This is a genomic window from Chitinibacter tainanensis DSM 15459, from assembly GCF_000429785.1.
GTDB classification, from domain to species: domain Bacteria; phylum Pseudomonadota; class Gammaproteobacteria; order Burkholderiales; family Chitinibacteraceae; genus Chitinibacter; species Chitinibacter tainanensis.
Map to the genome: position 1 here is coordinate 421,859 of NZ_KE386952.1, position 25,024 is coordinate 446,882.

General features: G+C 55.6%; 29 protein-coding genes and 1 pseudogene. 16 read left to right on the forward strand and 14 right to left on the reverse strand.

The window, feature by feature from the left end; translation table 11 throughout:
- Positions 1 to 107 precede the first annotated feature (107 nt).
- From G482_RS0114460 to G482_RS0114470, 3 genes are all read left to right on the forward strand, one after another.
- Complete coding sequence (locus tag G482_RS0114460; protein WP_028450631.1) at positions 108 to 1,295, forward strand: acetate/propionate family kinase; 1,188 nt, start codon at positions 108 to 110, stop codon at positions 1,293 to 1,295.
- 204 nt (positions 1,296 to 1,499) lie between these two features.
- A complete protein-coding gene (locus tag G482_RS0114465; RefSeq protein ID WP_028450632.1) occupies positions 1,500 to 2,315 on the forward strand; it encodes a BPSS1780 family membrane protein in 816 nt (271 codons plus the stop codon).
- Entirely contained in the window at positions 2,312 to 2,683 is a 372-nt protein-coding gene (locus tag G482_RS0114470) for a diacylglycerol kinase (RefSeq protein ID WP_028450633.1), read from the forward strand. The genes G482_RS0114465 and G482_RS0114470 overlap by 4 nt, the downstream gene beginning before the upstream one ends.
- A gap of 62 nt (positions 2,684 to 2,745) precedes the next feature.
- Here G482_RS0114470 and G482_RS0114475 read toward each other — a convergent pair whose 3' ends face one another.
- From G482_RS0114475 to G482_RS0114485, 3 genes are read right to left on the reverse strand one after another with little or no spacing between them, the layout of a single operon-like run.
- Complete coding sequence (locus G482_RS0114475; RefSeq protein ID WP_028450634.1) at positions 2,746 to 3,162, reverse strand: DUF2721 domain-containing protein; 417 nt, start codon at positions 3,160 to 3,162, stop codon at positions 2,746 to 2,748.
- A complete protein-coding gene (locus G482_RS0114480) occupies positions 3,152 to 3,925 on the reverse strand; it encodes a LytR/AlgR family response regulator transcription factor (RefSeq protein ID WP_028450635.1) in 774 nt (257 codons plus the stop codon). Before G482_RS0114480 ends, G482_RS0114475 begins: the two co-directional genes overlap by 11 nt.
- A complete protein-coding gene (locus tag G482_RS0114485) occupies positions 3,891 to 4,901 on the reverse strand; it encodes a sensor histidine kinase (RefSeq protein WP_051259062.1) in 1,011 nt (336 codons plus the stop codon). Before G482_RS0114485 ends, G482_RS0114480 begins: the two co-directional genes overlap by 35 nt.
- A 90-nt stretch (positions 4,902 to 4,991) precedes the next feature.
- Between G482_RS0114485 and G482_RS0114490 the strand changes: the two genes are divergently transcribed.
- Positions 4,992 to 6,485, forward strand: a complete 1,494-nt coding sequence (locus tag G482_RS0114490) for a YifB family Mg chelatase-like AAA ATPase (protein ID WP_028450637.1) — start codon at positions 4,992 to 4,994, stop codon at positions 6,483 to 6,485.
- Positions 6,486 to 6,947: 462 nt separating this feature from the next.
- Here G482_RS0114490 and parE read toward each other — a convergent pair whose 3' ends face one another.
- From parE to G482_RS20505, 5 genes are all read right to left on the reverse strand, one after another.
- A complete protein-coding gene (parE, locus tag G482_RS0114495; RefSeq protein WP_028450638.1) occupies positions 6,948 to 8,921 on the reverse strand; it encodes a DNA topoisomerase IV subunit B in 1,974 nt (657 codons plus the stop codon).
- Positions 8,922 to 9,011: 90 nt separating this feature from the next.
- Positions 9,012 to 10,352, reverse strand: a complete 1,341-nt coding sequence (locus G482_RS0114500; protein ID WP_028450639.1) for a sensor histidine kinase — start codon at positions 10,350 to 10,352, stop codon at positions 9,012 to 9,014.
- Complete coding sequence (locus G482_RS0114505; protein WP_028450640.1) at positions 10,349 to 11,029, reverse strand: response regulator transcription factor; 681 nt, start codon at positions 11,027 to 11,029, stop codon at positions 10,349 to 10,351. The genes G482_RS0114500 and G482_RS0114505 overlap by 4 nt, the downstream gene beginning before the upstream one ends.
- Positions 11,030 to 11,053: 24 nt before the next feature.
- Entirely contained in the window at positions 11,054 to 11,428 is a 375-nt protein-coding gene (locus G482_RS0114510) for a hypothetical protein (RefSeq protein ID WP_028450641.1), read from the reverse strand.
- Between the two features lie 292 nt (positions 11,429 to 11,720).
- Entirely contained in the window at positions 11,721 to 12,092 is a 372-nt protein-coding gene (locus tag G482_RS20505; protein WP_211227635.1) for a hypothetical protein, read from the reverse strand.
- 227 nt (positions 12,093 to 12,319) lie between these two features.
- Here G482_RS20505 and G482_RS0114520 point away from each other — a divergent pair, with 227 nt between their 5' ends.
- Positions 12,320 to 12,709 (forward strand): hypothetical protein, encoded by a 390-nt coding sequence (locus tag G482_RS0114520; protein WP_156905413.1) that lies wholly within the window; start codon positions 12,320 to 12,322, stop codon positions 12,707 to 12,709.
- On the opposite strand, the gene G482_RS0114525 is transcribed toward G482_RS0114520, so the two are convergent.
- From G482_RS0114525 to G482_RS0114540, 4 genes are read right to left on the reverse strand one after another with little or no spacing between them, the layout of a single operon-like run.
- Positions 12,684 to 13,169: a DUF3291 domain-containing protein gene (locus G482_RS0114525; protein ID WP_028450643.1), complete on the reverse strand. Its 486-nt coding sequence runs from the start codon at positions 13,167 to 13,169 to the stop codon at positions 12,684 to 12,686. The two genes, G482_RS0114520 and G482_RS0114525, sit on opposite strands and share 26 nt — an antisense overlap.
- A 1-nt stretch (position 13,170) precedes the next feature.
- Complete coding sequence (gene yfcF / locus G482_RS0114530) at positions 13,171 to 13,812, reverse strand: glutathione transferase (protein WP_028450644.1); 642 nt, start codon at positions 13,810 to 13,812, stop codon at positions 13,171 to 13,173.
- A gap of 26 nt (positions 13,813 to 13,838) precedes the next feature.
- Entirely contained in the window at positions 13,839 to 14,516 is a 678-nt protein-coding gene (locus tag G482_RS0114535) for a glutathione S-transferase family protein (RefSeq protein WP_028450645.1), read from the reverse strand.
- A 10-nt stretch (positions 14,517 to 14,526) separates the two neighbouring features.
- Complete coding sequence (locus tag G482_RS0114540; protein ID WP_028450646.1) at positions 14,527 to 14,781, reverse strand: DUF2917 domain-containing protein; 255 nt, start codon at positions 14,779 to 14,781, stop codon at positions 14,527 to 14,529.
- A gap of 95 nt (positions 14,782 to 14,876) precedes the next feature.
- Between G482_RS0114540 and G482_RS0114545 the strand changes: the two genes are divergently transcribed.
- The 4 genes from G482_RS0114545 to G482_RS0114560 all read left to right on the forward strand — a co-directional run bounded on the left by G482_RS0114545 (position 14,877) and on the right by G482_RS0114560 (position 18,355).
- On the forward strand, positions 14,877 to 15,791 hold the full coding sequence (locus G482_RS0114545) for a LysR substrate-binding domain-containing protein (protein ID WP_028450647.1): 915 nt from the start codon (positions 14,877 to 14,879) through the stop codon (positions 15,789 to 15,791).
- A 139-nt stretch (positions 15,792 to 15,930) separates the two neighbouring features.
- Positions 15,931 to 16,851: an HDOD domain-containing protein gene (locus G482_RS19820; protein ID WP_051259063.1), complete on the forward strand. Its 921-nt coding sequence runs from the start codon at positions 15,931 to 15,933 to the stop codon at positions 16,849 to 16,851.
- Between the two features lie 76 nt (positions 16,852 to 16,927).
- Positions 16,928 to 17,344 carry an NfeD family protein gene (locus tag G482_RS0114555; protein ID WP_034619762.1) on the forward strand — a complete coding sequence of 139 codons (417 nt, stop codon included), beginning with the start codon at positions 16,928 to 16,930 and terminating at the stop codon, positions 17,342 to 17,344.
- Between the two features lie 72 nt (positions 17,345 to 17,416).
- Complete coding sequence (locus G482_RS0114560) at positions 17,417 to 18,355, forward strand: SPFH domain-containing protein (protein ID WP_028450649.1); 939 nt, start codon at positions 17,417 to 17,419, stop codon at positions 18,353 to 18,355.
- 60 nt (positions 18,356 to 18,415) lie between these two features.
- Here G482_RS0114560 and G482_RS20945 read toward each other — a convergent pair whose 3' ends face one another.
- Both G482_RS20945 and G482_RS20950 read right to left on the reverse strand, forming a co-directional pair.
- Positions 18,416 to 18,838 carry a CZB domain-containing protein gene (locus tag G482_RS20945; protein ID WP_373277575.1) on the reverse strand — a complete coding sequence of 141 codons (423 nt, stop codon included), beginning with the start codon at positions 18,836 to 18,838 and terminating at the stop codon, positions 18,416 to 18,418.
- Positions 18,830 to 19,105 (reverse strand): annotated as a pseudogene (locus G482_RS20950) (methyl-accepting chemotaxis protein); the annotation flags it as partial. The gene G482_RS20945 and the pseudogene G482_RS20950, both read right to left, overlap by 9 nt.
- 478 nt (positions 19,106 to 19,583) lie before the next feature.
- On the opposite strand from G482_RS20950, the gene G482_RS20510 reads away from it, so the two are divergent.
- From G482_RS20510 to G482_RS20385, 7 genes are all read left to right on the forward strand, one after another.
- Positions 19,584 to 19,892, forward strand: a complete 309-nt coding sequence (locus G482_RS20510; protein WP_211227637.1) for a nucleoside 2-deoxyribosyltransferase — start codon at positions 19,584 to 19,586, stop codon at positions 19,890 to 19,892.
- Between the two features lie 27 nt (positions 19,893 to 19,919).
- A complete protein-coding gene (locus G482_RS20515) occupies positions 19,920 to 20,087 on the forward strand; it encodes a hypothetical protein (protein WP_211227638.1) in 168 nt (55 codons plus the stop codon).
- A gap of 58 nt (positions 20,088 to 20,145) precedes the next feature.
- On the forward strand, positions 20,146 to 20,997 hold the full coding sequence (locus tag G482_RS0114575; protein ID WP_051259065.1) for a transporter substrate-binding domain-containing protein: 852 nt from the start codon (positions 20,146 to 20,148) through the stop codon (positions 20,995 to 20,997).
- Between the two features lie 121 nt (positions 20,998 to 21,118).
- Positions 21,119 to 23,494, forward strand: a complete 2,376-nt coding sequence (gene parC / locus G482_RS0114580) for a DNA topoisomerase IV subunit A (RefSeq protein WP_084414726.1) — start codon at positions 21,119 to 21,121, stop codon at positions 23,492 to 23,494.
- A gap of 3 nt (positions 23,495 to 23,497) precedes the next feature.
- On the forward strand, positions 23,498 to 24,007 hold the full coding sequence (locus G482_RS0114585; RefSeq protein ID WP_028450652.1) for a UCP032817 domain-containing protein: 510 nt from the start codon (positions 23,498 to 23,500) through the stop codon (positions 24,005 to 24,007).
- Between the two features lie 14 nt (positions 24,008 to 24,021).
- Positions 24,022 to 24,561 (forward strand): M15 family metallopeptidase, encoded by a 540-nt coding sequence (locus G482_RS0114590; RefSeq protein WP_028450653.1) that lies wholly within the window; start codon positions 24,022 to 24,024, stop codon positions 24,559 to 24,561.
- Positions 24,562 to 24,635: 74 nt separating this feature from the next.
- Positions 24,636 to 24,806 (forward strand): hypothetical protein, encoded by a 171-nt coding sequence (locus G482_RS20385; RefSeq protein ID WP_156905414.1) that lies wholly within the window; start codon positions 24,636 to 24,638, stop codon positions 24,804 to 24,806.
- Positions 24,807 to 25,024 lie beyond the last annotated feature (218 nt).

Sequence of the window (25,024 nt, forward strand, 5' to 3'; positions counted from 1 at the left end):
CTAGACTATGCTGCACATAGTCGTCAGGCAGTATTCATTAAACAATCCTGCGCCGGCAAGGGCCAACCTGCGCCGACGTCGTTTTTCCGCCTTTGAGGAGTTCGTTCATGAGCGATTTGGTCTTGGTGATTAATGCCGGTTCGTCGAGCATTAAGTTTTCACTGTTTGAAACGACGGCGGCTGATCCACAAGTGCTGTACAAAGGCCAGATGGAAGGCCTGTATGTTGAGCCCAAATTCAGCGCCAAAGATGCCAACGACGAGAAAGTCGCCAACGAAACACTGCCTGCCGATGTGCCTAAAAACCATGATTACGCACTGCGCCATATGCTGGCTTGGCTACAGCAACGTTTGGGCGGCCGCCAGATCAAAGTCATTGGCCATCGCGTGGTGCACGGCGGTACGCAGTATTCTAAACCAGAGCGGGTTACGCCTGAGCTGCTGGCTGGCCTTGAAGCGCTGATTCCACTGGCGCCATTGCACGAGCCGCACAACATCGCGCCGATCAAGATTCTGCAAGACTTGCTGCCCGATGCACCACAAGTCACCTGCTTCGATACCGCATTCCACACCACCCAGCCTGAACTGAACCAGATGTTTGCGCTGCCGCTGGATTTTGCCCAGAAAGAAGGCATCCGCCGCTACGGTTTCCACGGTTTGTCGTATGAATATATCGCCAGTGTCCTGCCACAGATCGATACCCGCGCCGCTGAAGGCCGCACTGTAGTTGCGCACTTGGGCAATGGCTCATCGATGGCCGGCCTGCTGGGTGGCGCCTGCCAAGCCACCACCATGGGCTTTACCGCACTGGAAGGTCTGCCAATGGGTACCCGCTGCGGTAGCATCGATGGCGGCGTGTTGCTGCATCTGATGAACCATCTGAAGATGGATGCCAAACAGATCGAAACCCTGCTGTATAAAGAATCTGGCCTCTTGGGTCTGTCAGGGATTTCTAGCGATATGCGCGATCTGCACGCCTCGAGCGATCCACGCGCTAAATTTGCCACCGACTACTTCGCCCGTCGCGTAGCACGCGAAACTGCTTCACTGGCCGCGGCCATTGGTGGCCTGGATTGCCTGGTATTCACCGCCGGGATTGGCGAAAACGACGACATTACCCGCGCAAATGTATGTCACCAGCTGCGCTGGCTGGGTGTTGAGCTGGATGAAGCCGCCAACGCGGTGCGCTCTGGCGAACCACGCCGCATCTCGCTGGCCGACAGCAAAGTAGCGGTATATGTAATCCCGACGAACGAAGAGCTGATGATTGCCCGTCAGGCACTGGCCGCGCTGTAATTCGCGTCCAAGCTCAACCCTCAAAACCGCGCGGCAAGGCGCGGTTTTTTCATGCCCGGAACCGGGTGCGGGGATTTAAGTCTGAGTTAATATTCCCACGCTAAGCTGCGATCCTGTCATGGCGCTGTCATCATGCCGATGAAAAATAGCCGACACTGGGCCTTGCTGCTAGCATTAGCGTCAATCAAGACTATTGGATGTGAAATGCACGATCAGAATGTGATCATTGATCTGGCCCTTGAGCCACGCAAACGACCGCTCGCGGCCGGCTGGGCTTGGCTGCAGCGCTCGTATCAGCTTTACCGGCAGGCCCCAGTGCCATGGTTAAAAATTAGCACGCTGTTTTTTGGGCTGATGCTGCTGACCGGCTTGCTGCCTGTGCTCGGCTTTGTTGTAAGTGTGATCATCGCGCCGATTTTCCTTGGCGGCATTGCGGTGGCAGCCCAGCGTACGGTAGCTGGGCAATTACCGCCGGTGGAAGATCTATTCCTCGGCTTTAAAACCAAGGCCAGTGAGCTAGCGAAAGTGGGCGGGTTTTATATCCTCGGCGGCTTTGCGGTAGTCGTGGCAGTATCGATGCTCACGGGCATCCTGCACAGTATCGGCCTCATTGGCGCCTTGCCCGAAAAGCTGGAAAGCCTGCAACAAATCCGGCATTTGTGGCCAATTGGCGTACTGCTGCTGATGGGTTTGCTGGGGGTATACAGCGCCTATTTTTATGCGCCGATCTTGGTGATGCTGGATCAGCTATCCGCTGGTGAAGCGATGAAAATGTCTTGGGTCGGCTTCTGGCGTAATTGGCTGCCGCTGATGATGATGTCTTTGCTACTGGCCGTAATCCTGTTTGCTGCGCTGATGTTAGGTACCCAGCTAAATCAATTGTTGAGCGGCATTCCCTTGCTGGCCGATTTGCCGATGTTTGTGGTTTGGTGTTTATGCATGCCGCTGGTGCTGATTAGTAGTTATGTGTGTTATGCCGATGTGTTTGTCTCTACAACCCCCACTGGAGATCATTTGTGAGCGAAAGTCCATTTAAAGGTAAGACTGGGATCAAGCGCGTATTCAACGCCTTGGGCTACTCGCTAGATGGCCTCGCGGCCGGCTGGAAAAATGAAGCGGCATTTCGCCAAGTTACCCTGCTGGCTTTGGTCGGGATTCCGATCGCGCTGTTTTTACCGGTGCCGGTCTGGGGTAAAGCCTTGCTGGTCGGCAGCCACCTCGCTTGCGTGATTGTCGAGCTGCTCAATTCAGCGGTGGAAGCCGCGGTTGACCATACATCGTTGGAAAAACACATTCTGGCCAAACGCGCGAAAGACTTAGGCAGTGCCGCACAGTTGGTAGGCTTACTGAACCTCAGCGCCATGTGGGCGCTGGTGTTGCTGGCCTAAAGCACACACCACAGACGCAAAAAAACGGGCCTCGGCCCGTTTTTTATTGCCCACATTGCTGCTTACGACTGATGTTGGCGAATATCGTCTTCCAGATCCGACATCAGAATTTTCAGCGCGGCATCTGACACCATCACTTCCATCAGACACAACAGCAAAGAGCCCACCATCATCAAGAGGCTGGCAAAAAACAAGCCTTGCGCCCAGGCATTGTGTTCAAGCGAAACCAGCACCATCGAGATAATGCACATCAGCAGGCTGCTTACCCCAAACGCCTGCATATAGCGGATCAACCAAACCCGCATTTTCAGGTTTTTTAATTGCCGCAAAATATTAACGTGGGGGGTGGCGCGGTGGTGTTCGTACAGCTGGCGGATGATGCTGGACAGGGCCAGAAAGCGATTGGTGTAGGCCAGCATCAACAGGGAAATAGCGGGGAAGAGCAGTGAAGGGGTATTGATACTAAAGTTATCCATCATGACCTTTCTTGAATTCTTTGATCACGTGCTGTTGCCGACGGCTGACCGCCAATCGCTCGGGCACATCACGCAATACCACCACCCAGTGCGCCTCGCCGCCATTCACTGCGGCGCGCTCGAATCCGGCAATACTATCGCGCGCCACCAAGCAATTGCGGTGAATTCGCACAAACTTTGATCCAAATTCATCTTCCAGTTTGGTGAGGGAGTCTTCCAGTAAATATTCACGGTCATGCGTGCGCAGGGTAATGTATTTCTGCTCAGCTTTCAGAAAGCGCGCCTCAGACACCGGGATCAAGTGCACACGGCCACGCTCTGAGACACTGAAATGGGTGCGGGCGCCTTCATTAGCCGGCGTCACTTGAATAGGCTCGCCAGCGTGCTGACGCAGTTCCAGCGCGCGGCGCAGTGCCGCCAGCAGGCGCTCGGTGCGAATCGGTTTGAGCAGGTAATCCACGGCGCGGACATCAAAAGCCGCCACACCGTAGTCTTCAAAGGCAGTAGCAAAAATCACGGCTGGTGGTTTGGCCAGCTGCAGCAGTTTGCGTGCCACTTCAATCCCGCTCATTTGCGGCATCTGGATATCCAGAATCACCAAATCAATGTCGTGTTCAGCGATTTGCGGCAGCGCCGCAATCCCATTGGTGGCGGTGCCCACCACGGTATGCGGACACTCGCTGGCGCAATCGGCCAGCAGATCTTGCAAGCGGGCAAGAGCCGGTAATTCATCATCGACTAAAAACAGACGCAGCGGTTTGCTCATGCTTCAGCTCCCGAAAAGGCAGCACGATATGTATTTGATAATAGTCATTTCCACGCTGAATGCTCAGATTTGCCTCAGCATCAAAGTACAGCAGCAATCTTTCTCGCACATTATCCTGGGCCATGCCATTACCGATTCTCTGTACGGCACTGGGCACCAAGGGATTGCGGATATCAATGTGGACCTCGTTGCGGACCCGAAAAGCGTTGATATGGATCGTGCCGGTTTCGATACTGGGTTCGATCCCGTGGTAGACCGCATTCTCAAGCAACGGCTGCAAAATCAGTGGCGGAATCAATGCCTTTTTCGGCATTTGCTCGATGTGCCATTGCACATCCAGTCGCTCACCCAAGCGGGCTTTTTCGATTTCCAGATAGCCGCGAGCGAGTTCGATCTCCCGCTCCAGCGTTGATAGGCCCTGTTGCGTCCCCATCGCCACCCGGAATAATTCGGACAGATTTTGCAGTAGCTGCTCCGCTAATTTGGGCTGGCTACGAATCAAAGATAGCACTGCATTCAAACTATTGAAGAAAAAATGTGGGCGAATCCGTGCCTGCAACGCCACCAGCCGTGCTTCAGCCAGCCGAGGCGAGAGGGTTTTCAGCCACAATTGGTAATGCCACAACAGCAAAGTGGTCGATAAAGCGGCCAACAGCAACATTTGCCACGGATCAGGCTGGGGCAATTCCAGCAGCAAGCCCCCCAACAGTTGCTGCAATAGCCACGTCCAGCCCAGCACCACGCCATACACCACCGCCACGGCTCGGCGGTAGGGCCAGCGGGATAGCCAAGGAGCCAGTGCTCCTAGGCAGGCCAGTGCCCCCAGCAAAACCGGCTCGACCCAGAAAGCGGCATCCGTCAATCGGCTTGACCATTCATTCCAATGGGTCAAGCTACTTAACACATACATCAATAGCCCCACATGGGCGAGCAACAGTGCGCGGAAAACCACGCCAAAATTCCGAAAGTCGGGCATTACAGGTGCTGCGTCGTGCATGGGTTTGCCAAATCCTGAATCTGTCTTCTTAAATGGTGAAGATCAGCATAGCATCGACTCGGGTCCACCATGGGATTGGCAGTACTGTATTCGCGCGCTTTAGACGGCATGCACGCCACCCCGGTGACGGTGGAAGTCCATTTGTCCAATGGCTTGCCGGCCTTCAGCCTCGTGGGCCTCGCCGACACTGAGGTGCGCGAAGCCCGCGAACGCGTGCGCGCGGCCATCTTGGTAGCCGGCTTTGAATTTCCGATGCAGCGCATAACCGTTAACCTCGCGCCGGCCGATTTACCGAAGGGGGCAGGGCATTTTGATTTGGCGATTGCGCTGGGCATACTGGCCGCAAGCGGGCAAATTCCTGCCGAGCGCCTGGCCGAGTACGAATTTGCGGGCGAGCTCGGCCTGACCGGTGAATTGCGTGCGGTGCGTGGCGCACTGGCGCTGGCGGTAGCGGCGAAGCAGGCTGGGCGGCAGCTGATAGTGAGCGCTGCCAGTGCCGCAGAAGCTGCTTTGATTGCTGAGGCGCTGGTCTTGAGCGCCGAGCATTTACTGGCGGTATGTCGCCATTTGCATCAACAAGGCGACCTATTGCCCGCCAAGCCAACCGCCACAAGCGCTGGCGAGATATACCCCGATATGCAGGATGTAAAGGGCCAACATGCGGCGCGGCGTGCTCTAGAAATCGCCGCCGCCGGCGGGCATTCATTACTACTGATCGGGCCACCGGGCACCGGCAAATCGATGCTGGCCCAGCGCCTACCCGGCATCCTGCCCCCGCTCACACCGCAAGAAGCCCTCGAAGCCGCCACCATTCAATCCTTAGGGCAGCAGGGGCTAGATGCGCGCCGATTTGGTCAACGTGCTTACCGTAGTCCACACCACACCGCCAGCAGCGTGGCACTGGTAGGCGGTGGCAGCACGCCGCAGCCGGGCGAAATCTCGCTGGCGCATCATGGCGTGTTGTTTCTCGATGAATTACCCGAATTTGATCGCAAAGTGCTGGAAGTGCTGCGCGAGCCACTGGAAAACGGCCGCATTCATATCTCGCGCGCCGCTCGACAAGCCGAGTTTCCAGCCCGTTTTCAGCTGATTGCCGCGATGAATCCCTGCCCTTGTGGGTATCTGGGGCATCCGCATAAATCCTGCCGCTGCACCCCAGAGCAAATCGCCCGTTATCGCGGCAAGATTTCTGGCCCATTGCTCGATCGGCTGGATTTGGTGGTGGAAGTCGGAGCGCTAAGCGAGAGCGTATTAACCAGCGCGCAAACCGGCGAGCCCAGCGCCGCCATTCGCCCACGGGTGCTGCGGGCGCGAGAAACCCAAACCAGCCGCCAAGGCCACGCCAATGCGACGCTTAGCGGCCCCGCCTTAGATCAGTGTTGCCAGCCGGATGCTGCAGGCCTTGCCCTGCTGCAAAAGGCGATTCAGCAGTGGCAATGGTCTGCGCGCGCCTATCACCGCGTATTACGCGTAGCTCGCACCATCGCCGATTTAGCGGCGTGTACCGATATTCAGCCCCAGCATGTGGCCGAGGCGATCCAGCTACGCCGCACGCTAGAGTAAAAAACTATGGACAACGTAGCAACAATCAATTTCAGCAATCAAGCACCGCCCATTAGACTGAAGCAAACCTAAGGAGAAGCGCCATGACCCCACTCAACGAAATCTGGCAAATCCTGCTTGAAGTTAGCGCCGATTTTGCCGCCAGCCACGCCTAATCTGCAGGGGGTATAGCCTGCCAAGCAAGCTCCATAAATGCGTACAAGGCAATACCCATTGTCTTTTATTTAGTCAACATCGCTGACGCTTCACAAAAAGACCTGCCTAGCAATGAATAATTGCAGGCGAATCGTGCAAGCGCCGACGGGATAGAGCACGGCATCGTTACCGCACAGCGGCAACGATGCGCAGCTAAAGCTCACATCGCAAGCATAAAAAAGGCGGCCCAGATATTGGCCGCCCTTTTATTACCCGGGAGGGTATAAGCTGAAACGCGATGACCAGCAAAGCCTAGACAACAATACCCTACAGATCTGCCTCGACCTCATTGCCGCGCGCTTCCAACCATGCGCGTCGTGAGCTCGCTTCGCCTTTGCCCATCAGCATGTTCATCACATCCTGCGTATTGCGCTGCACATCATCCGGCACCGCCACTTTCAGCACCCGGCGCGTGTCCGGATTCATGGTGGTTTCAAATAACTGCTCGGCGTTCATCTCGCCCAGACCTTTGAAGCGGGAAATACTCCAGGCCCCTTCACGGATTTTTTCTGCCCGTAGCTTATCAAGGATGGCGGTTAGCTCGCCGTCATCCAGCGCGTAGAATTTACGGGGTGGTTTGCCCTTGCCACTGCCGGACACATCCACACGGAACAGCGGCGGTTGCGCCACATACACATGGCCATGGCGGATCAACTGCGGAAAATGCCGGTAGAAGAGGGTAAGCAGCAGCACCTGAATATGCGAGCCATCCACGTCGGCATCCGACATGATGATGATCTTGCCGTAACGTAGGCCCGAGAGATCAACTTCGGCATTCAGTGGATGTGGGTCCACCCCGATGGCCACCGCAATATCGTGCACTTCGTTATTGGCAAAAATCTGGTCTTTATCGACTTCCCAGGTATTCAACACCTTACCGCGCAGCGGCAAAATGGCTTGGAAATCTTTATCACGCCCCAGCTTGGCCGAGCCGCCGGCCGAATCCCCCTCGACGAGGAAAAGCTCGCAGCGCTCGTATTCATCTGAGGCACAATCGGTGAGCTTACCTGGCAAGACCGCAACGCCCGATGATTTTTTCTTTTCGACCTTTTGGGCGTTTTTTTGCCGAGATTGCGCGGCTTTAATCGCTAATTCGGCGAGTTTCTTGCCAAACTCCACATGCTCGTTCAACCATAATTCGAATGGTGAGCGCACCATGGTTGAGACCAATTTCAGGCCATCACGACTGGTGAGTTTGTCTTTGGTTTGCCCCTGAAACTGTGGATCAAGCACTTTCGCCGACAGCACAAACGAGCATCGGCTGAATAAGTCTTCCGGCAGCAGCTTCACGCCTTTGGGCAATAAATTGTGAAAATCGATAAAGGTTTTCACCACCTGAAACACGCCATCGCGCAGGCCGGATTCATGTGTGCCGCCCGCTGGTGTTGGAATCAGATTCACATACGATTCGCGATTAACCAGGCCATCTTCGGTCCAGGTCAGCGCCCAGGCGCAACCCTCGCCACGGCTAAAGGTATCGTCTTCGCCATCGATGTATTTTTCGCCGCGGAAAATCGGCACGATTTGGGTATAGCCGGCCACTTGCTCAGCCAGATAGCCAGTCAGGCCATCGGGATAGCACCAGCGTTTTTCCTGCAGCTCGCCATTGGCTTGCTCCACCCACAAAATCACCACCAAGCCGGGCAAGAGCACGGCTTTGGATTTGAGCAAATGCTCCAGCTCGGTTTGCGGGATCGTAGGGCTATCGAAATATTGCGGATCGGGCTGCACAAACACCCGGGTACCGGTGTCTTTCTTGGCGCAAGTGCCGATCACACTCAGCGGCTCGAGCAAATCACCGCCGGCAAAAGCCAGCTGATTGATCTGGCCATCACGCCGTACTTCCACTTCCAACCGAGTAGCGAGGGCATTGGTAACAGATACCCCCACACCATGCAGACCGCCAGAAAACGCGTAGGCGCCACCGTCTTTCTTATCGAATTTACCGCCGGCATGCAGCTGGGTAAACACCACCTGCACGGTAGGCACGCCTTCTTCGGGGTGCAGACCGACGGGAATCCCGCGGCCGTTATCCACCACCCGCAGCGATTGATTGCGATACAGCGTCACCTCAATCTGCGTGGCATGACCGCCCAGCGCCTCATCGGCGGCATTGTCGATCACCTCTTGGCAGATATGCAGCGGATTATCCGTGCGCGTGTACATGCCCGGCCGGTGGCGGACAGGATCAAGACCTTTTAAGACCTTGACCGACGATTCGTCATATTTGGGAGCTGCCATTGTTTCACGTGAAACCAAAAAATGAATTTGCGGCTAAGTCTAGCAGATGCCGCCGCAATAATGAAAAAGCCCGCACGCACGCGGCGGGTTTTAAGGAAAATGCAAAGTAATCGCCAAACCGGGCTCACCGCGTTGCAATTGCAAATGCCCGCCGTGTAATTCGGCAATCGCCTTCACCAGAGCCAAGCCCAAGCCATGGCCGCCTTGTTCGCTGGTATCTTGTCGGCTGGCTTCGGTTTTGTAGAACGGCTCGCACAGGCGAGCTAATTCAGCCTCGCTCACGCCGGGGCCAAAATCGCGCACGCAAATCCAGCGCTCGCCGACATGCAATTCGATATCGCTTTGCGCATAGCGCAACGCATTCTCGATCAGATTGCTCAACGCAGCAAACACCAGCTCACGATCTACCGCCACCTGCACCGGCTGTGGCAGCACCAAACTAATGGTTAAGCCAGCGTCTTCGAGCAAAGGTTGATAGAGTTCCACCACATCGCCTGCCAGCACGGCCAGATCGCTTAGCTCCGCATGGAGCGCTTGTGCGCCCGACTCAATCCGCCCTAAGCGCAAAATGGCCGAAAACAGCGCCTGAATCTGCTCGAGTTGCGCAAGCGCCGCGTCTTTGATCGCCAGATCCGCCGGTTGGGCCTCGCTTAACTCTAATAATTTGCCGCGCAACAAAGACAATGGCTGGCGTAAATCATGGGCAATTGCGGCCGAGGTTTGCCGCGAATAGGCGAGTAATTTTTCTTGCTGATCAAGCAGGGCGTTTAGTTCTTTAATCACCCCCTCCAGCTCATCATCGCTACCAGAGAGGGGAATCCGCGAGCCTTGCTGGCCAATGCGGATGGCTTGCGCGGTTTGCCGTATGGTCGCCAAGCGGCGGCGAATCAGGCGGGACAGCGTCAGCCCTGCAATGATGGAGGCGGCAAACATTAGCACCCCCAACCATAAATAATTCAAAATCAGATGATTGCCGACCTGCTCATAAATCGCCCGCCGCCCCACAAGGAGCCGGTAGTCGCCATACAGCAGAAACACCTCTGCCGCGATGGTTTCACCGCTAGCAGGGTCCTCAAACACCGCCGAGCTTTCATCCTTCACCAACACATGCCGTGGCCAGTGATGCAAATTGCCGGCCACGTATTGGCCTTGTGCCGTGGTGAGCAAATACACCCGTTGCGAGCCACGCTGACTGGCGCGCAAATTGATGGCAGTTTGCAGCGCTTTAAAGCCCTGCTCGCGGTAGATCAGCTCCAATACCGTGACTTCTTCCCGCAGCGCCGTGTGAAACTCACCCAATAGCGCCTGTTGTGTCTCGCGAAAAGCCAAGGCACCAAAGCCGGTAATGACCACACTCATTACCAGGGGCAGGGCAATTGCCCAGCGCGTAAATGGATTACGCAGCGCCCGCGGCCAGCGCGCAGGGCTCATTGCTCGGCCAAGCGGTAGCCCGCCCCACGCACGGTATGCAGTAAAGGCTTGAGAAACTCACCATCGATCTTACCGCGCAATTTACTAATATGCACATCGATCACATTGGTGTTCGGGTCAAAATGGTAATGCCAGACGGCTTCGAGCAGCATGGTGCGCGTCACGACCTGACCCGCATGGCGCATCAGATATTCCAGCAGCTGATATTCGCGCGGCTGCAGATCGATGCTGCGCCCAGCCCGAGTCACGGTGCGTGAGAGCCGATCCAGCTCTAAATCGGCCAGCACCAGTTTATTACTATCAGCCGTATTATTTTGCTGCACGCGGCGGGTAATCACTTCAAGCCGCGCCAGAAGCTCAGCACTGTGAAACGGTTTGGCCAGATAATCATCGGCCCCCGCCCGCAAACCATCTACTCGCTCATCGGGCTCACCCATCGCCGACAGCAACAACACCGGTGTTTGTATTTTGGAAGCGCGCAGCGTGCGTAAAATGGTCAAGCCATCCACATGCGGCAACATGCGATCAAGCACAATGGCGTCGTAGCTTTCGGTGGTGGCTTGGAACATCCCTTCACGCCCATCGGCCGCATGTGTGACGGTGTGGCCGCCTTCCTGCAAAGCTTTTTGGGTGTATTGCGCCTGCTGCAGCTGATCTTCGACCAAAAGAATACGCATGGCTTTCACCGACATTGTCATAGGTTAGCGCTTATTGTTACTGCGGCCGTGGCCAGATTCAAGCCCACGCGCAGGCAAGCTGGGTAATTGCCGGTTGGCATTGGCAGGAATCGGGCGGATATCGCGAATGATGCAACTATTCTTTAGCCCCACTAATAAGGGCTGATGGGCCTGAATATGCCCTTGCACCAGTTGCACTTGCAGCTCTTTATTCGGCCAGGCTGGGCAATCGTTCGACATGGTTAAACGCCACGCTTCTTCAGTGCCAAGCCATAAATCAATCTGCTGTGCACTGATCACCCGCCAATACATTTTTTCCGCGGGGCGTAGCTGCTCACGCGGGGGCGGTACTGGGCTACTGCTACCCAGCGCCAACCAGAAGAGGGTGCTAATCATCATGGGAAACCCCCAGATAAAAAAAGCCTTGCTGCGCTAGCAGCAAGGCAAGTTTCGGGGAGGAAGACACTCGGGCCGAATTACTTCACTGCAGAAGCTTTAGAAGCTACATGTGATGCTTTTTTAGCTTGCGCTTTTTGTGCAGCTGAAGCTTTAGAAGCGTGCGATGCTTTCTTAGCTTGAGCTTGTTGCGCTACTGAAGCTTTAGAGGCGTGGTGTGCTTTTTTAGCTTGGGCTTTTTGCGCAGCTGAAGCTTTAGAAGCATGTGATGCTTTCTTAGCTTGAGCTTGTTGCGCTACTGAAGCTTTAGAAGCGTGATGTGCTTTTTTAGCCTGGGCTTTCTGTGCTGCTGAAGCTTTAGAAGCATGTGATGCTTTTTTAGCTTGGGCTTTTTGCGCAGCTGAAGCTTAGACGCATGTGATGCTTTCTTAGCTTGAGCTTGTTGTGCTACTGAAGCTTTAGAAGCGTGATGTGCTTTTTTAGCTTGAGCTTTTTGTGCTGTTGAAGCTTTAGAAGCGTGTGATGCTTTCTTAGCTTGTGCTTGCTGCACTACTGATGCTTTAGAAGCATGATGCGCTTTGTGTTTTGCTGGGGCAGATGCAGCAAATGCAGCCGTGCCAAAGCCCGCCAGGGCCACAGCCAGAACCAAATGTTTCAGTGCTTTCATGATGAGCTCCAATTTAATTCAGTAAAGTGTGTTGCATGTCCAAGTTAGCTACCCGAGCGTTATCGAGTAGATGGCTGCATTATGCGCACCCTGAGATTGCAAGGAGCTGAAGCGGGGATTAAGGATAATTTAGCTAACGCAACAAATCAGCAAGAATGGATGAGCTAAATTTGCGGCTTTATTGGCGGAAAGAACTACATTAGATCACCACAAAAGGTTGTTACAACATGCATTTTCGTAAACGCATCACCTTAGCTGCCATGCTGCTTTTGGTCGGAGTAACCATACTACTCATGGGCTACTTCATCATGCCAACGATGGCTTATTCACACATTGGCAGTAGCACCTCGCCCAACGGCAAATTCACCGCTCACCTTTTCCGCTCTAATCAGGATGGTTTTGGTCATGCGCCATATGGGCAAGTTTTGGCCCTTTCTGAACATGCCCAGTTACGCAGCCCAGATGATGGCTATGTCATTTTTGCCGGCTACTGCAAAAATGCACTCTCATTCGAATGGGAGCACAACGAAACTATCAAGGTACGCTGCATTAATCCAAACATCCGCACCTTAGCCACAATCGCTTACGGCCTTAATGTGGTACATAGATGGGAATAAGTTTGTCACTTTCTCGTGGTGCAGCTTGTGGCTGGGCAAATGTAAACGCATGCGCTGTTGGGCCATTGAGCGCCAAGAGTGCGAGTGCCGCTTTGGCCTCAGTCAAGCTCGGCCGATGGCCCGCCGGCACCCACCATAACACCTGATTAGGGCCGGGCCGGTGGCTGAACCATTGTTTGCGCTGGCGCAGCATCTGCAAATGTTCGCCGGCATACACATAGGAGCGCAAATCTTCGACCGAACGCCAGACGGATAAATTGGCGATCAGCAAAGGATCATCATCAAACGGCACATCGGTGGCATTACCACTCTCACTTTGCAAGCGCCAGACAAAGCCCGGGCTTTGCTCGGCCAATTGGTTAATGTGATCCAGCATGCTGGTAAAGCCGTGCAGGGCAGGGCTATCGAGCGGGGCAACCACGCGGCCGATATTCAGTTGTGCTAATTCCCAGGCCATCATGTCACTCACCGAGAGGCTGTGGACGATCTAGATTCAGCCATGCTTGCACTGCCGGTCGTGACCATTGGCGCTCAATGTAATCGATCAAATGCGCCGGTAAAGGATCGCCATTTCGATGCAAACGATTCAACATCAAAGACAAATCGATATCCACGATCGACCAAGCGCTAAAAATGTGCGCTTGCCCGGGTTGCAACAGCTCACAGGCAATCGCAAGCAATTTATCAGCCGCCTGCTGTGCCGCCGCAGACAAAGGCGCCGGATTAGGCGCAAAGTAAATGACCTCGGTCGAACGCTCGATGCGCAGCGGCAACAAATCGCTACGTAACCACGCCTGGATCTGCCGCGCTTTAGCTTTCTGCTCCAGCGATTGCGGATATAAAGCCGGGCTGGGCCATTGTTCGTCGAGTAACTCGGTAATGGCGCTAGACTCCGACAAGCTAAAATCAGCCCAAGCCAATGTGGGTACTCGTCGAGTCAGCGAGCAGCGACTGAATTCAAATCCGCACTGCTCATTCGCCGCCAAATTTAATGTATGCAATTGAAATGGCAGCTGCTTTTCCATCAAAGCCACAAAGACCGACAACGCATAGGGGCTGGCATATTCACGATCAACATACAGAGTAGGGATACCGCTTAACATTCAAAGCTCCAAAAAGTGGCTAAGGCTCAGCGGGCCCCGCCAAACTGAGCGATTAACGCGTCATACGCCGGCAGTTGAATACTTTCGGCGGCAGCGGCCGCCGCCCATTCTTGCATGGCAGGGTGCTGCAGCATGGCGGTGAAGTAGGGCTGTAGATCATCGGGAATGGCGATATTGTAGCCATGCAGCCGCCAGATCACCGGGGCATACATCGCATCGGCAATCGAGAAAGCGCCAAACAAAAATTCACCGCCACAGCCATGCTCGGCCGCGAGCTGCCGGGCATCACGCCAGATCGCAAACACCCGCGCCAGATCTGCGCTCACTTCTGGGCTGGGTGGTACGCCCTGGGCGCGTAGCCGCACATTCATCGGTAATTGGCTCCGCAAAGCGCCAAAGCCGCTGTGCATTTCGGCGCTGATACTGCGTGCGCGGGCGCGCAGCTGGCGCTCTGCCGGCCACATCTGGGGGTTTAGCTCTGCAAGGTATTCACAGATTGCCATAGAGTCCCATACCCTGAAGTCACCGTCGTGCAAGCAAGGCACCAGGCCATTATCCGAATAGCCACGATGGCTGGCATTGGCGCCTTTGCCACTGACATGCACCACGGTTTGGGTAAAAGGCAACTGAAAATGCTTGAGCAAAACCCACGGCCGCAGCGACCAGGAAGAATAATTCTGATGTCCGATATACAGCTGATACATCACGTACTCCTTAGTTATTGGGGCCGGCCGGGCGGCAATAAGGCTGAACATGCAAAGGCGAGCCACTCAGGCGCAATTGCCCTGCGCCTTCCAGCAAGCATTGGCCAGCGGTCAGCTGCAAACGCTCGCCGGCCTGCACAATCCGATCTTGCCCGTTTTGGCTGAGCCAAAGTGAACCTGATTCACACAACAAATCGGCTTGAGCACCCAGGCGGGCCACCAGCAATTCGTTTGCTTGGACGGTAAGTCGCAGATAGGTCAGCATCTTTAGCCTCGCCTCATGTCATTTGCATTCACTATATCGAAAATCTACACTGCGATAACTGATGATTTCTAACCCGATTTGTGAGTTTTATTCACATGGATTCACTTCCCCCCCTGGCCGCGCTGCGCGCATTCGAGGCGGTCAGCCGCTTGGGTAGCGTGGTGAAAGCTGCCGATGCGCTGTCGGTGACGCACAGCGCGATTAGCCACCAACTGCGCACCCTGGAAGACTATCTGGGCCTGCCCCTCTTTGAGCGGCAAGGGCGCAAACTGAACTTAACCGAAGATGGCCGCCACTATGCGCTGCAGATTCGCGTGGCGCTCAATGACGTGGCCGAAGCCACCCGCGCCACCCGCGCACGCCCCAAGCCAAACGAGCTCACGATCGCGACTTTGCCGTCCTTCAGTTTGTCTTGGTTAATGCCGCGTTTGCCGGGTTTTCAACAAATCTATCCACAGTATCGGGTGAACCTGCGCGCCAGCCTGCAATTCGAAGATTTACAGACCGCGCCAGTGGATTTGGCGATCCGCATGGGCAGTGGCGAATGGGATGGCGTAAAAGCTCGCGCCCTGCTGAGCGACTATCTGGTTGTGGTGGCGGCTAGCGATGATCCGCAGCAGCCACGCGCGATTGCCGAGGTACCACAGGCCCGCATTATCGGCTCGATGGAGAAGTGGAGCAGCTGGTCGCTGGCCGCAGGGCTTGGTGACTGGACACCGTCTTTTTCCTTGTTTTGTAACGATAATAATATCGTACTCGATGCCATCCGCCGCCATCAGGGGGTTGGCCTGATGCGGCTAACGATGGTACTGGATGAACTGCGCAGCGGACGGCTGAATCTGGTGGGCAATGTGGTGGTTCCCCACCCCAGCCGCTTCTGGCTCGCGTGGATGCCACGGATGGATGGCAGCGCCAAATTGCACCATTTCAGTGAATGGATTTTGGCCGCAGCGGCACAGAGCGAACAAGCCATGAGCGAGTACTGCCAGCAGGTATTAGCCGCCCGCTAGCCGCTACTTATCCACAGCGAGGCATACCCCGTGCGGCGTGGTGTTTTAGCCCCATTTTGGGGCAAGGCCGCGCCCACAAACTTGCTGCTGACCGCACAAAGGGCTAGGGTGAAATCTCCGGCCCAACCCTACTCGCATCATGGATTTTTTGCTGCTTACCCCACTGTGGAATTCCGAGCAAAGCTGGCGCGGTGTCCTGGCGCTGGGCCCCACGCATCAGCTGCAAAGCCTAGCGGCGGCGCTCAGCCAACAGCCATTGCCAGCCCATTTGCCCTGCTTTCTGCCGCCACAGCAGCCGCTATTGGCAGCCGGGGGAATGCTTGCCGCGCCCAGCGCACTACAGGGCGGCCTAATCCGTGCCAGCCAGTTGCCAGCATTGCCACCGGGGACTTTGGCGCACGGCCCCTGGTATAGCCACGGGCAGGGCGCGAGCGGCCAGCCAGCTAAACCTGCGTTATTGGAGTTAATCGGCCTGATTAGCGCCGATGCAGATACCCCTAAGCTGGAAAAAGTATTTGCCCATGCGCCGGAGCTGACTTTCCGGCTACTACGCTTGGTCAATTCCGTAGGGCTGCGGGCGCGGGTCGAGATCCAGAGTATTCGCCACGCCATCACCGTATTGGGGCGCACACAGCTTGAGCGCTGGGTGCAAACCTTGCTCTACGCCGAGCACAGCGCCGATGGGCAAGGGATGTCGCCTTTGCTGATCGCCGCTTTGCTGCGCGCCAGGCGCTTGGCCAACTGGGCCGAACATCGCTGGCTCGATTGCCCTCCCGATAGCGCGTTTTTACTCGGTATGCTGTCGCTGCTGGATCAATTATTAGCGCAGCCGATGGCCGAATTACTCGAGCCACTGCCACTGAGCCCGAAATTGCGCGCCGCGCTGCTCGACGGGCAAGGCGAGCTCGGGCTCGCGCTGCAACAAGTGCGGGTGATGGAAAACGCCCAAGCCGAGCAGCTCTGGGCGATTCATCCACACGATCAGGCCGAACTGTGGGTGCGCGCCGAGCTGGATGCGCTGCGCGGCGTTGCCGATCTGGCCGCACAGTGGCAAGCCTAAGCAGCACCGCTGCCGCTAGCTTGCCGCGCTACCGGCTTTGCCATATCCTGAATTTTTCCTTGCAAGGGCTGTTGTAATGTCTGCCTTTACCTTATGGATCGTGGCCACGATCGCGCTGGCGATTGGCGAGCTATTCACCACTACCTTTTACTTGCTGGCGATCGCTGCCGGCACCGCCGTGGGCGCTTTATTGGCTCACTTCGGGCTGGCGCTGGAATGGCAATTTTTCGCCGCCGCCGGCAGCGCCTTGCTCAGCGTCTGGCTGCTACAAAGCTGGAAAAGCCGGCAACCCGTTATTCCCGCCAGCGAGCAGGATGATGATGTTGGCCAAACCGTCACCATCGCCGAGTGGCAGGGCGAGCAGCGCGCCCGCGTGCAATACCGCGGCACACAATGGGATGCCGAGCTCGCGCCGGGGCAAAGCCGCCACGACGATGCGCTGTGGATTATCGTGGCCAAACAAGGCAGCCGGCTGATCATCAGTCAAGTGTAATACCCCAGTAGGTATCTAGCTGTAGATGATCATTGATATTGCATTCGAACCTATACCCCAGGAGGGTTTACGATGGAATTTGCATTTGCTTTTCTGATCTTGGCGATTGTCTTTATCGCCAAAACATTCAAAATCGTACCGCAGCAACATGCGTGGATTATCGAGCGCCTAGGCAAATTTCACGCAGTGCTCAGCCCTGGGCTGAATTTTGTGATTCCCTTTATCGATCGTGTGGCCTACAAGCACAGCCTGAAGGAAATCCCGCTCGATGTCCCAAGCCAGGTGTGTATTACCCGCGATAACACCCAGCTGCAGGTGGATGGCATTTTGTATTTTCAGGTGCTTGATCCACGGCTGGCCTCGTATGGCACGTCAGATTATTTGCTGGCCATTAGCCAGCTGGCGCAAACCACACTGCGCTCGGTGATCGGTAAGCTGGAGCTGGATAAAACCTTTGAAGAGCGCGATGAAATCAACCGCGCCGTAGTCAATGCGCTGGACGAAGCCGCCACCAACTGGGGGGTAAAAGTGCTGCGCTATGAAATCAAAGACCTGACCCCACCGCAATCGATTCTGCATTCGATGCAGCAGCAAATCACTGCCGAGCGCGAAAAACGCGCGCTGATCGCCAAATCGGAAGGGGTGAAACAAGAGCAGATCAATCTCGCTACCGGTCAGCGCGAAGCCGATATTCAGCGCTCGCAAGGTGAAATGCAGGCGGCAATTAATGAATCAGAGGGTGAGCGCCAGGCACAGATCAATCGCGCCGAAGGTGAGGCAGAGGCCATCCGGCTGGTAGCCCGTGCCAATGCCGAAGCGATTGCCATTATTGCGCAAGCCATCGAGCGGCAGGGCGGCCCGGAGGCTGTGAACCTGAAAGTGGCCGAGCAATATATTGGCGCCTTTGCCAATCTCGCCAAAACCGGCAATACCATGCTGCTACCGGCCAATGCGGCCGATGTCGCTGGCATGGTGGCCACGGCGATGAATGTGGTGCAAAAAACCAAATAAGCCAAACCTTTGCCACAAAAAAACCCGCCAACGGCGGGTTTTTTATTGCGTGCAGCGCGCTTAGCCACGTACGCGATCCAGTACCGAAAACAATTTACTGCTGCTGTTTTCCATGCGCTTGAGGGCTTCGAGCACCTGATTTTTCTGCCCGGCTTGCCAGGCTTGCCACGCCGCATTGCCAGCCTGATGCACTTCATTGTGTGGGGTTTCAATTTCGCGATAGGCCGCATTTTTGCCGGCTTGTTTTTGCCCTTCACCATCGTAGTACCAACGGCCAAAGCGGCAATCGCGCGCATCGCTATGAATGCCGTGATGGCCAGTTTGCTCACCCGTCACCGACATATACACATTGAATTTAAACACCAGATGATCCAGCTTGCTGCTTTCGATCTGGCTAAACAGCATATTGCCGCCCACCAGCTCTTCCATTTCGCCCGACACCGTCATCAGTAATTCCATATCGCCCACCGCATCACGGCCCATTTCGCTAAAGCGGGCAGTTTGCTCGGCCATGGTGCTCATGGTGTTTTTGACTTGTTTGGTTTCTTCGCGAATCTCGCCCACCAGCTGGGTGATTTCCTTGGTGGCCGAGGCGGTCCGTTCGGCCAGCTTGCGCACTTCATCGGCCACCACGGCAAAACCACGACCTTGCTCGCCGGCGCGGGCCGCTTCAATCGCCGCATTCAGGGCCAAGAGGTTAGTTTGGTCGGCAATCTCTTTAATCAGCTGCACAATGCCGCTAATTTGGTCAGATTGATGATCCAGCTTGTCGACTTCCGACACCGACTGCGCCGCCGTATTCGATAGCGTGGTCAGATTGTCGGAAATACTGGTAATGGCCTGACAGTTATCCGAAGACACCCGGGAGAGGGCACTGGCGCAGCGTAGCTCTTCTTTCATGCGCTCGCTCATTGCTACCAGGCTCTCGGCCGAATTATTCAGGCTATCGCCGAAAGGCTGCAGTGCTTGCAGCAGCGAAGTGAGATAACCCCCGTCGCCACTATCCTGTTTTTGCAGCACCCCGATAAAATCGTAATCGCGGTGCAGCTTTTCGTTTTCTTTTTTTAAGCTCTGGTTTTCTTGTTCCAGCTGGTGGATGCGGTCATTCAGACTGGCAATCACCTGTTTTTGGCCAAAAAACATCGGAGCCTCCTGCGCTTTCTTTTGATTGGGAAAGTATAGTTGACTCAGAACAGCCCCGCCTTGACGGAAAGACAATAGGTGCAAAATGCAGACGATTTACTTAGCCGGGCCCGGTGTATTTCGCCCCGATGCCACCGCGTGGGGACAAGCCTTGCAGGCAGCCTGCGCAGAGCAGGGCTTGTGTGGGCTGTATCCGCTGGATCAGGCTTGCCCAGCCGATTTACATGGCCCAGCCGCGGCGGCGTGGATTTTTCAGCAAAACTGCGCGCTGATTCAGCAGGCAGATGCGGTGCTCGCTGATGTGCGGGCGTTTCGCAGCCAGAGCGAGCCCGACAGCGGCACCGCATTTGAGATTGGCTATGCCCATGCGCTGGGCAAGCCGATTTATCTGTAGCTACCTGATTTACCGGCCGGGATAGATATGCAAACCCGCCTCGCGAGCACCACCGATACGCAGGGCTGGCACATCGAAAATTTTGCTGCACCGCTGAATCTGATGCTCTGGCAAGCCGCCACGGCTGTGATTTACGCCACAGACCCACAATCAGCGGTCGAAATCCTCGCTGAACGGTGCGCGTATCAGAGATAACCCCAATATGGGTACTTACAAATTCACGTAGCATCTTTTTTATTTGTAAGTACGCATCATGAAGAAATTGTTTGGCGCCTTGGTGCTCCTGGCCGCAGGCTCAGCGGGCACTTGGTTTTATCTCGCGGGCAAAAACCCGGCCGCAGTGAGTGCCGCCTCAACACCTGCAGCCAGTGCGGTGGCGCAAGCCCAATCTGGCCCACTGGTGCGCATTGCCCTCGAAGGCAAATACCCACCATTTGAATATCTGGATCAAAGCAATCAGCTCACCGGCTTTAACGTTGATCTGGCCAATGCCCTGTGTAAAGAGATGCAAGTGCGTTGCGAAATCTCGCGCTTTGATTTCGACCAACTGATCCCGGCGCTAAACGACAATAAAGCCGATGCGATTGTGGCCTCGTTGTCGATCACAGAAGAGCGCGAAAAGCTGGTGAACTTCAGTGAAGTTTATTCCCGCGTACCCGGCATCTACGTCGCTACCAAAAAAGCCAAGCTGATTTGGCCAGTGATTACCGCCGAACGCATCAAGGGCAGTACCGTCGGCGTAGTGGCGAAAACCACTTTTGATGATTATCTGACCCATGAACTGGATAGCAGCAAAGTCACCATCAAACGCTTCGGCAGTGCCGATGAAATGATGGCCGCGCTGGCGAATAACCAGATTCAACTGGTGTTTGATGACAGCGCGGTACTGGGTTATTTCCTGAAAGACCCAAAAAATGCCGAGCAGTTTGAGATGGTGGGCAACCGCATCGACTCAGCACAATGGCTGGGCCGTGGCGAAGCCATCGCCCTGCGTAAAGGCGACGATGCGCTGCGTGAAAAATTCAACGTAGCCTTGCGCAAGCTGATTGATAGCGGTGAACACCAGCAGCTGGGCTATAAGTACTTCACGCTGCGTATTCTGTAATCTTCCGGCGTTTTCCCCTCAGGCCTGTTTCACGTGAAACAGGCCTTTTGTTTTGTATTTGCCGGCAACAAGGGTTTACCCGCTAAAATAGCCGCAATCCTGAATCTAGAAGCGCAACAACATGTCGGATACGATTGATCTCGTCGAAGCAGAAACACCACCGCCTACCCCGGAAACCTCCAGTGGCGGCCAAGGTGGCCGCTATATTGCCGCCCAAGTCTCTACCCAGCTGGATGATGCCGAAGCCGTTCAGCTGGGCCTGTATGCGGAAAAAAGCTATCTCGAATACGCGATGAGCGTGGTGAAAAGCCGGGCACTGCCGCAGGTAGAAGATGGCCAAAAGCCGGTGCAGCGCCGCATTTTGTACGCCATGCATGAGCTAGGCCTCACGGCCACCGCCAAGCCGATGAAATCGGCGCGGATTGTCGGCGATGTGCTGGGTAAGTATCACCCTCACGGCGATCAATCTGCTTATGACGCCTTGGTGCGGATTGCGCAAGATTTTTCGGTGCGCTACCCATTGATCGACGGGCATGGCAATTTTGGCTCACGGGATGGCGATGGTGCGGCGGCTTATCGTTATACCGAGGCGCGCCTCACGCCCGTGGCCGAGCTGCTGCTGGGTGAGCTTGATCAGGGCACGACCGATTTTATCCCCAACTACGATGGCGCGTTCAAAGAGCCTGTACTGCTGCCAGCACGGCTGCCAATGTTGCTATTGAATGGCGCCTCAGGCATTGCAGTGGGTATGGCCACCGAAATGCCATCGCATAATCTGGGCGAAGTGGCCGATGCCAGTGTGGCCTTGATCCGCAACCCAAAACTCAGCGCAGCCGAGCTGATGGCCTATATTCAGGGCCCAGATTTGCCCGGTGGCGGCCAGATTATTTCTTCCAGCCGCGATATCGCCACCGCCTATGAAAATGGCCGTGGCAGCCTGAAAGTTCGCGCGCGCTGGGAAAAAGAAGAGCTTGCCCGTGGCCAGTGGCAATTGGTGATCACCGAGCTGCCGCATGGCGCTTCGAGCCAGAAAGTATTGGAAGAAATTGAAGATCTCACCAACCCGAAAGTGAAAAAGGGCAAAAAAGCCCTGACGCAAGAGCAAATCCAGACCAAACAGCTGATTCTTAGCATGCTGGATCGAGTGCGCGATGAGTCGGGTCGCGATTGCGATGTTCGTTTGGTATTCGAGCCCAAATCCTCGCGGCAAAATCCCGATGAGCTGATGAATGTGCTAATGGCCCACACCAGCCTGGAAACCAGCTTATCGATCAATATGGTAACCATCGGCCGTGATGGCCGCCCTGCGCAGAAAAACCTGCGCGACATCATCGCCGAGTGGATCGATTTCCGCTTTGTGACCGTCACACGCCGCTGCGAACACCGCCTAGGCCAAGTGAACGATCGCATCCATATTCTGGAAGGCCGCCTGCTGGTCTTGCTGAATATTGATGAAGTCATCCGCATTATCCGCAATGCCGAAGAGCCCAAAACCGAGCTGATGGCGGCGTTTAATCTGAGCGAACGGCAAGCGGAAGACATCCTGGAAATCCGCCTGCGCCAATTGGCACGGCTGGAAGGCATCAAGATCGAGCAAGAGCTGGCCAATCTGCGCAATGAAAAGGCCGAGCTGGAAAACCTGCTGTCCAACCCGCAGGCCATGCAGCGCCAAATCATCAAAGAAATCGAGCAGGATAAGAAAAAATACGCCGATCCACGCCGCACGCTAATCGAAGAAGCCGAACGCGCTTCGCTGGAAGTGGCCGTGGTGGATGAGCCATGCACGATTATCCTGTCGGAAAAAGGCTGGCTGCGCGCCCGCCAAGGCCATGGGCTGGATATCCAAAATCTCAGCTTTAAAGACGGTGATAGCCTGCTGGCCGCGATCGAATGCCGGACAGTTGATCAGCTGGCACTGTTTGGCAGTGATGGCCGCGTGTATACCGTGCAAGCCTCCGTCATTCCGGGCGGCCGCGGTGATGGGGTGCCGGTAACGACCCTGGTCGAGCTAGTGGCCAAAACCAAAATTACCCAATTGATTGTTGCCCGGCCAGGTGAATGGCTGGTGATTGCCAATTCGGCCGGTTATGGTTTTGCTTGCCAAGGCGAAAATCTGCTCAGCCGCCAAAAAGCCGGCAAGAGCTTTATCACGCTCGAAGGCGGCGAAACCTTGCTGCGCGTGATGCCATTTACCCCAAGTGCGAACGCCATCGTGGCGTGTTTGTCCAAAGCCGGCAAACTGCATTTGTTTGCCTACAGCGAATTCAAACAGCTGGCGGGTGGCGGCCGCGGGGTAATTACCATGGCACTGGATGATAAAGACGAGCTGGCCGCGATTACGGTTTGTGATGGTGAAACATTGAAACTATCCGGCACCGGACGGGGTGGGGCGCTGAAAGAAATCGTACTCGATGCCAATGAAATGGCACCGTACATCGGCAAGCGTGCCCGCAAAGGTAAACCGATCAATTCAGGTCTGAAATTTCCGGGCTTTTAAACCATGCTGCTGCGCGTCCTACTACTGATTGCGATTGTCTTGGCTATTTACCGCTACTGGCAATCTGTGGGGCGCCGCCGCCAGCAATATTTTTTGTATGACTATCGCTTTCCGGAAGCCGTCGCACGTAGCCTCAGCGCCCGTTATCCACAGCTGAGCGGCGAAGATTGGGCGCTGGTAGCGCAAGGCTTGCGGCAATACTTCCGGATGCAACAGCGCAGGGCTGGGCAGGCATTACTGCTGCCTTCGCGCGTGGTGGCCGATTACTGGCAAGCCTTGGCCGAGCATCCGCAGGCTTATCACGAATATTGCCAACACACGCTTGGGGCCTACCGCCCGCCACAAGCAGCAGAGCTAGCCCAGCCGACCAATGCTTATCTGGCCACCTGGCAAGCGGCGTGTGCCGACGAAGGCCTGCGCGCAGCGCAGCAGCTGCCCTTGCTGTTTACGCTGGATCAGCGCTTGGGCCTGCCGGGTGCGCGCGTCTTTCAGCCGCAAGATTTTCTGGCCTAATTCGAGGTGTCTCGATGTCATCCAGCCTCACTCCCGCTTTAGCGCAACTGTGGCAACAACTGGGCATCGCCCCAGCGGTATTGCAAGAAAAATCCCTCTGCATTTTTGCGGAAGCCAGCGAGCTGGTGGACGTGGAAACCGCCACCGATGGGCGCGTGTGGCAACTAACCCCAGCCGCCGCAGCAGCCTGGCTGGCCATGCAGGCGGCAGCGGCGAATGCTGGTATTGAGTTGCGGATAGCCTCGGCCTATCGCGCAAGCAGCCGGCAGGTAGAGCTGATCGAGCGCAAATTAGCGCTTGGGCAAAGTATTGAAGACATCCTGCAAGTCTTGGCGCCCCCCGGCTGCAGCGAACACCACACCGGGCGGGCCATCGATATCTACAGCCCCGGCGGGCCGGTAGTGGAAGAAGCCTTTGAAGACACGGCCGCATTTGCCTGGCTGCAAGCGCATGCTGGCGAATTTGGCTTTACGCTCTCATTCCCGCGCGCCAATCCCTACGGCTATGTGTATGAGCCTTGGCACTGGTGCTATCAGTCAGCCGCCGCAGGCTAGGGGATAAACGGTACTTCAGTTCGGCTCGCACACCACGATATTGCAGGTATACACCACGCTTTAGGGTGAATATCATGCGCTACGCCATCCATCCCATCTGGACCACCACCCAGCGGCCACAAACCTTGCGCTATGGCTTATACCAACTAAGCCCGCAGGGTGAAATCGAAATTGCCCGCGCGATTCGGCTAGAAAGTATCGAAACCTTACGACAGCAGCTGATCAGCCATTGTAAAAATAAGTGATTTTTTGTAATTCAAACCTCACCACCTACACCAGCAGACCGTTGCACCAATAGGATGACCATCACCATCCCACTGATTATTCAGTGTTATTTCGGCCACAGCGCGGACGAGTCTTTTTCTCACCCTGCAGTATGGCTGCACAGCTCATCTTGGCCTTGGCATGAATCACAGTCAGCACGTTCGCGGCCAGATCAGGGTTTTTACTTATAAAACAGCCC

What these genes read in the sequence shown, in the direction of transcription:
- G482_RS0114460 (WP_028450631.1), top strand. Translation starts at nt 108, where the DNA reads ATGAGCGATTTGGTCTTGGTGATTAATGCCGGTTCGTCGAGCATTAAG.
- G482_RS0114585 (WP_028450652.1), top strand. Translation starts at nt 23,498, where the DNA reads ATGCTGCTGCGCGTCCTACTACTGATTGCGATTGTCTTGGCTATTTAC.
- G482_RS0114475 (WP_028450634.1), bottom strand. Translation starts at nt 3,162, where the DNA reads ATGATGGATAACTTTAGTATCAATACCCCTTCACTGCTCTTCCCCGCT.
- G482_RS0114480 (WP_028450635.1), bottom strand. Translation starts at nt 3,925, where the DNA reads ATGAGCAAACCGCTGCGTCTGTTTTTAGTCGATGATGAATTACCGGCT.
- parE (WP_028450638.1), bottom strand. Translation starts at nt 8,921, where the DNA reads ATGGCAGCTCCCAAATATGACGAATCGTCGGTCAAGGTCTTAAAAGGT.
- G482_RS0114575 (WP_051259065.1), top strand. Translation starts at nt 20,146, where the DNA reads ATGAAGAAATTGTTTGGCGCCTTGGTGCTCCTGGCCGCAGGCTCAGCG.
- G482_RS20385 (WP_156905414.1), top strand. Translation starts at nt 24,636, where the DNA reads ATGCGCTACGCCATCCATCCCATCTGGACCACCACCCAGCGGCCACAA.
- G482_RS0114545 (WP_028450647.1), top strand. Translation starts at nt 14,877, where the DNA reads ATGGATTCACTTCCCCCCCTGGCCGCGCTGCGCGCATTCGAGGCGGTC.
- G482_RS20505 (WP_211227635.1), bottom strand. Translation starts at nt 12,092, where the DNA reads ATGAAAGCACTGAAACATTTGGTTCTGGCTGTGGCCCTGGCGGGCTTT.
- G482_RS0114540 (WP_028450646.1), bottom strand. Translation starts at nt 14,781, where the DNA reads ATGCTGACCTATCTGCGACTTACCGTCCAAGCAAACGAATTGCTGGTG.
- G482_RS0114510 (WP_028450641.1), bottom strand. Translation starts at nt 11,428, where the DNA reads ATGATGATTAGCACCCTCTTCTGGTTGGCGCTGGGTAGCAGTAGCCCA.
- G482_RS19820 (WP_051259063.1), top strand. Translation starts at nt 15,931, where the DNA reads ATGGATTTTTTGCTGCTTACCCCACTGTGGAATTCCGAGCAAAGCTGG.
- G482_RS20515 (WP_211227638.1), top strand. Translation starts at nt 19,920, where the DNA reads ATGCAAACCCGCCTCGCGAGCACCACCGATACGCAGGGCTGGCACATC.
- yfcF (WP_028450644.1), bottom strand. Translation starts at nt 13,812, where the DNA reads ATGTTAAGCGGTATCCCTACTCTGTATGTTGATCGTGAATATGCCAGC.
- G482_RS0114555 (WP_034619762.1), top strand. Translation starts at nt 16,928, where the DNA reads ATGTCTGCCTTTACCTTATGGATCGTGGCCACGATCGCGCTGGCGATT.
- G482_RS0114500 (WP_028450639.1), bottom strand. Translation starts at nt 10,352, where the DNA reads ATGAGCCCTGCGCGCTGGCCGCGGGCGCTGCGTAATCCATTTACGCGC.
- G482_RS0114535 (WP_028450645.1), bottom strand. Translation starts at nt 14,516, where the DNA reads ATGTATCAGCTGTATATCGGACATCAGAATTATTCTTCCTGGTCGCTG.
- G482_RS0114485 (WP_051259062.1), bottom strand. Translation starts at nt 4,901, where the DNA reads ATGCCCGACTTTCGGAATTTTGGCGTGGTTTTCCGCGCACTGTTGCTC.
- G482_RS0114525 (WP_028450643.1), bottom strand. Translation starts at nt 13,169, where the DNA reads ATGATGGCCTGGGAATTAGCACAACTGAATATCGGCCGCGTGGTTGCC.
- G482_RS20510 (WP_211227637.1), top strand. Translation starts at nt 19,584, where the DNA reads ATGCAGACGATTTACTTAGCCGGGCCCGGTGTATTTCGCCCCGATGCC.
- G482_RS0114590 (WP_028450653.1), top strand. Translation starts at nt 24,022, where the DNA reads ATGTCATCCAGCCTCACTCCCGCTTTAGCGCAACTGTGGCAACAACTG.
- G482_RS20945 (WP_373277575.1), bottom strand. Translation starts at nt 18,838, where the DNA reads ATGGGCCGTGATGCGGTGGGCGATATGGAATTACTGATGACGGTGTCG.
- G482_RS0114560 (WP_028450649.1), top strand. Translation starts at nt 17,417, where the DNA reads ATGGAATTTGCATTTGCTTTTCTGATCTTGGCGATTGTCTTTATCGCC.
- G482_RS0114520 (WP_156905413.1), top strand. Translation starts at nt 12,320, where the DNA reads ATGCATTTTCGTAAACGCATCACCTTAGCTGCCATGCTGCTTTTGGTC.
- G482_RS0114505 (WP_028450640.1), bottom strand. Translation starts at nt 11,029, where the DNA reads ATGCGTATTCTTTTGGTCGAAGATCAGCTGCAGCAGGCGCAATACACC.
- parC (WP_084414726.1), top strand. Translation starts at nt 21,119, where the DNA reads ATGTCGGATACGATTGATCTCGTCGAAGCAGAAACACCACCGCCTACC.
- G482_RS0114465 (WP_028450632.1), top strand. Translation starts at nt 1,500, where the DNA reads ATGCACGATCAGAATGTGATCATTGATCTGGCCCTTGAGCCACGCAAA.
- G482_RS0114490 (WP_028450637.1), top strand. Translation starts at nt 4,992, where the DNA reads ATGGGATTGGCAGTACTGTATTCGCGCGCTTTAGACGGCATGCACGCC.